Here is a 3,673-nt window from a genome sequence, read left to right as displayed (position 1 = left end):
TCCATCTCTAGTCTTTTACTTAATTGCGGCGGCTCTGCATAATCCGGCTCATTATTGACAAAATATCGTTTTACACCGGAAAAGACCTTCTCGATCTCAGGATAGATCTCTTCATTGCGTATATCGCCGGCGACAACCATAATCATATTATCCGGCGAGTAATTTCGGTAAAAATAGTATTCAACATCATCCTTGGTAAGCCGGGTAAACAGATCCTCGTAACCTATTATCGGATATTTATAAGCACCTTCCTTAAAAACCGATGACCATGACATGTTGGAAAGGCAAGATGCCGGATTATCCTTATTTCTACGTATTTCGTCAAGTATTACTTCTCTTTCCTTGTCTATTTCCAGGGCATCAAAATCGGGAAAGAAGATAAAATCTTTCAATACGCCGATCGCCAAGAGCGCGAATTCTTTCGGTACCGTAACCGTATAAACGGTATAATCACGCGATGTAAAGCCGTTTATTGTGCCGCCGAAGGACTTTATCTCCCGTACAGTCTTATTGACTTCTTTCTCATCCCCGCTTTTAAAAAGCATATGCTCCACAAAATGGGATACCCCGCCTCCGGAATATTTACCTTCGGTGGAGCTGCCGCACTTGACGAGAATGTTTATCGATACTATGGGAGACTTGGGGGTTTCGTGGAGTATCACGGTCATGCCGTTAGGGAGGATATTTTCTGAGGTCACATCCTGGCCGTAGATGGCCTTTTCCTCCGCGGCAAAGGAATTCAGGCAAAATAAAAGGCCCGCAAGAAGACCGGCTATTATAAGTTTTGACACGGCTCTATTCATCAAAACCTTGTTTTGGAGCTTCTTCTCTTTCGTCGTTTGCGCTCGCTGGGTTTCTCGTAATGTTTTCTGGCTTTAAGCTGTTTTAATACTCCCTCTCGTTCTATCTTTTTCTTAAAACGCCTCAGAGCCTTCTCCAGCGACTCGTGCTCACCAATTTCAACTTTAGACATTTAGTATTTCACCCCTTTACGTGTCTTCACTTACTCTAATAGCACGAATATTATATTATACCAAGTGTGCAATGTCAACGGGCTAATTAGGCTGAAACAATATCTTCAGATTGAGGGAAAGTTCATTTTCATTGATCCCCTCGCCAAATGGCAAAAAAGGAGCAGCTTCCCGTATGCTTCTTATGGCAACTTTTTCAAGCAGGCGCGAGTTGGGGCCGCTGCTTTTGTAGAGAGATATATCCTTCAAGGCGCCGCTTTTATTCACAATAAACTTTACATAAATCTCGTTCTTACCGAAACGCCCGCGCTTATTCTTTTCAATAATAGCTTTTATCTTATTACGGATACTGCGGAAGTACTCCTCGTAAACGATACCCTTCCGGTTTCCGATATCTACTATCTTGGGCTGTGCTTCGGGGTCGCTGCCTTTTATTTCAGCCGTATTTTTTCCGACCTCCTCTTTAAAAGCGGCCTCTTCGGGTTTCTTTGTTTCATTCTTTGGCGAAATATCCGGATTCTCATATTTTTTTGCGGCAAGGGGCGCTTTTTTATCTTCTGTGCCGGATTCTCGCACCATAGGCGCGGTATTTTTTGGGGATACCGGCTTTGATTTACTTATTTTTACGATATCAGGAAGCTTATCGCCCGCAAGGTAAACGAGATCGATATTTTGTACGGCCAAATTATTTTTCGAAAAAATATTCAGGAAGGGCCACGGCAAGATAAACCCTAAGTGCAGAAAAACCGAAACAATAAGGCATATTTGAAATATGTTATTGCGATACATAGCGTTTAATACGCCCCGCATTTACCCCGTTAGAAATCTTATTTCTAACGGGGTTTACTTTAACACACCGTTTATATCGGCAACTTTGAAGCCCATATAGGTAAGCGTCATGACAAGGATGCCGGCTATGATAACACCAAGAACTATGGCCGGAAAAGCATACCTGAATTTTATCTTGAATAGAGATGCTGCTATGCAGCCGGTCCAGGCGCCGGTGCCCGGAAATGGTATTGCGACAAACAGCATCAAGCCTACCGCTTCATATTTTTGTATGAGTTCCGCCTTTTTCCTCGTCTTTTCGAAAAGCCGTTCGAAGAAACGCTTCCACATGGGAAACCTTCGCAGGGCATTTGATACCGGCCCCAAAAGAAACAAAAGCGGTATTATCGGAATCATATTACCGAGATAGGAAATAAGCATTATCTTCGGCCATGGCAGGCCCATAGCGTATGCGAACGGAATGGAGACACGCAATTCCGCTACCGGTAAAGCCGCTATTATAAAGGTTACAATATCCGCCGGGAGAGCCTTTAAAAAATGCATAATATTTTCTAGCATATCGCTATCTATTCCACCCTTCTTTGCCTATAAGCGGCACAAACATGCAGCCGCAAATCTCGTTTTCGACTATAGTTCCCAATTTATTTGTGAATAGCGTAAGTATCTGCCCAAACGCTACTCCGATTGGCGCAATAAGCCTTCCGCCTTCCCTTATCTGGGCAAGTAAAGTCGCAGGCCTGCCCGGGCAGGATGCTGTTATTATTATGGCATCATACGGAGCGTGTTCCGGCCAGCCCAGGGAACCATCCTTCGTATCAATATCAATGTTTTTATATTCGAGTCTCGACAATATCGTTTTTGCTCCCTCGGCTAATGACGATACTCTTTCCAGCGAATAGACTTTTTCGACTAATTCCGCCAGGATTGCCGTTTGATATCCGCTGCCGGTGCCAATTTCGAGGACCTTTTCGCATCCCCCAAGCCCAAGCGATTCTGTCATAAGTGCGACCATAAACGGTTGCGATATGGTCTGGCCGTTTCCTATCGGAAGCGGGTGGTCGCCGTAGGCATTTTTAAGGAATTCCTCAGGCACAAATAGATGGCGCTCAACTTTGCCGAATGCTGCGAGTACAGAGCTGTCTTTTATGCCGCGGGGTATAAGCTGGTCCCTAACCATATTTTCACGCAGCAATTTGTAGTCCATTATATGCTCGCAGACCTATTTTTTATTAAGCGCCAACTTGAGAAGAAAATATATAAAGCGGCAGGTATCCCAAAAGGGGTTGATCTGACTGGATTCTCTACCGTACAGTGTTTCTATCGGCACAGATATTATTTTTACGCCTCTAGCGCTTGCTCTTATTAATATTTCCGACTCCACTTCAAAACGAGACGAGTCTATTTTAAGGTTTTTGAGAAGATTCTTTCGTATAAGGCGGAAGCCGCACTGGGAATCCGGTATCCTTTGCCGGCATATACCGGAAACAAGAAGCGACATAAAGCGGTTTGTCAGCTTTCGCGCAAACGGCATGTTTCGAGGATTGCTCATCCTGTTTCCGATTATCATAGCGCCGGGGTTCTTTTCAGCCGTTTTTATCAGTTTCTCTATGTCATTCGGGCTATGCTGTGCATCTCCGTCCATGATTATAGCAGCGTCATAATCATCTTTGATAGCCGCCGCAAAACCTGCTTTTAATGCTTCGCCTTTTCCGAGGTTCTTCTCGTGTTTGATAACCTTTGCGCCCGCTTCCTTTGCTTTTTCGGCGGTATTGTCTTTAGAACCGTCGTCAATGACTATAGGGTCGAAGCCCATGCCCCTTAATGTACGCACCAGGCCTCCCATGTGCTCGCTTTCATTATACGCCGGTATTAATATGCCGACTTTCAATATAAGATCTCCTTTTGAATCAATA

The 3,673-nt window shown here is 44.4% G+C and carries 6 protein-coding genes; all 6 read right to left on the bottom strand.

Features of this window, described 5'->3' with window-relative positions:
- Positions 1 to 803, bottom strand: an 803-nt coding sequence (locus KKI13_06990; GenBank protein ID MBU4488785.1) for an insulinase family protein, incomplete at its 3' end; no start/stop codon positions are given.
- Complete coding sequence (gene rpsU / locus KKI13_06985; GenBank protein ID MBU4488784.1) at positions 803 to 973, bottom strand: 30S ribosomal protein S21; 171 nt, start codon at positions 971 to 973, stop codon at positions 803 to 805. The genes KKI13_06990 and rpsU, both read right to left, overlap by 1 nt.
- An 82-nt stretch (positions 974 to 1,055) precedes the next feature.
- Positions 1,056 to 1,655, bottom strand: a complete 600-nt coding sequence (locus KKI13_06980; protein ID MBU4488783.1) for a TonB C-terminal domain-containing protein — start codon at positions 1,653 to 1,655, stop codon at positions 1,056 to 1,058.
- A gap of 159 nt (positions 1,656 to 1,814) precedes the next feature.
- The gene (locus tag KKI13_06975) at positions 1,815 to 2,318 is read right to left on the bottom strand and encodes a small multi-drug export protein (protein MBU4488782.1); all 504 of its coding nucleotides are present in this window, start codon (positions 2,316 to 2,318) and stop codon (positions 1,815 to 1,817) included.
- Between the two features lie 4 nt (positions 2,319 to 2,322).
- The gene (locus tag KKI13_06970) at positions 2,323 to 2,964 is read right to left on the bottom strand and encodes a protein-L-isoaspartate(D-aspartate) O-methyltransferase (protein MBU4488781.1); all 642 of its coding nucleotides are present in this window, start codon (positions 2,962 to 2,964) and stop codon (positions 2,323 to 2,325) included.
- A 15-nt stretch (positions 2,965 to 2,979) separates the two neighbouring features.
- On the bottom strand, positions 2,980 to 3,673 hold a 694-nt coding region (locus KKI13_06965; GenBank protein ID MBU4488780.1), incomplete at its 5' end, for a glycosyltransferase family 2 protein.

It is taken from the genome of Candidatus Omnitrophota bacterium (assembly GCA_018894435.1).
In the GTDB taxonomy this organism is placed as follows: Bacteria; Omnitrophota; Gorgyraeia; order JAHIPI01; family JAHIPI01; genus JAHIPI01.
The sequence above is the reverse complement of the archived record's forward strand: the minus strand, read 5'-3'. Positions and strand labels throughout refer to the sequence as shown.

What these genes read in the sequence shown, in the direction of transcription:
- rpsU (MBU4488784.1), bottom strand. Translation starts at nt 973, where the DNA reads ATGTCTAAAGTTGAAATTGGTGAGCACGAGTCGCTGGAGAAGGCTCTG.
- KKI13_06975 (MBU4488782.1), bottom strand. Translation starts at nt 2,318, where the DNA reads ATGCTAGAAAATATTATGCATTTTTTAAAGGCTCTCCCGGCGGATATT.
- KKI13_06970 (MBU4488781.1), bottom strand. Translation starts at nt 2,964, where the DNA reads ATGGACTACAAATTGCTGCGTGAAAATATGGTTAGGGACCAGCTTATA.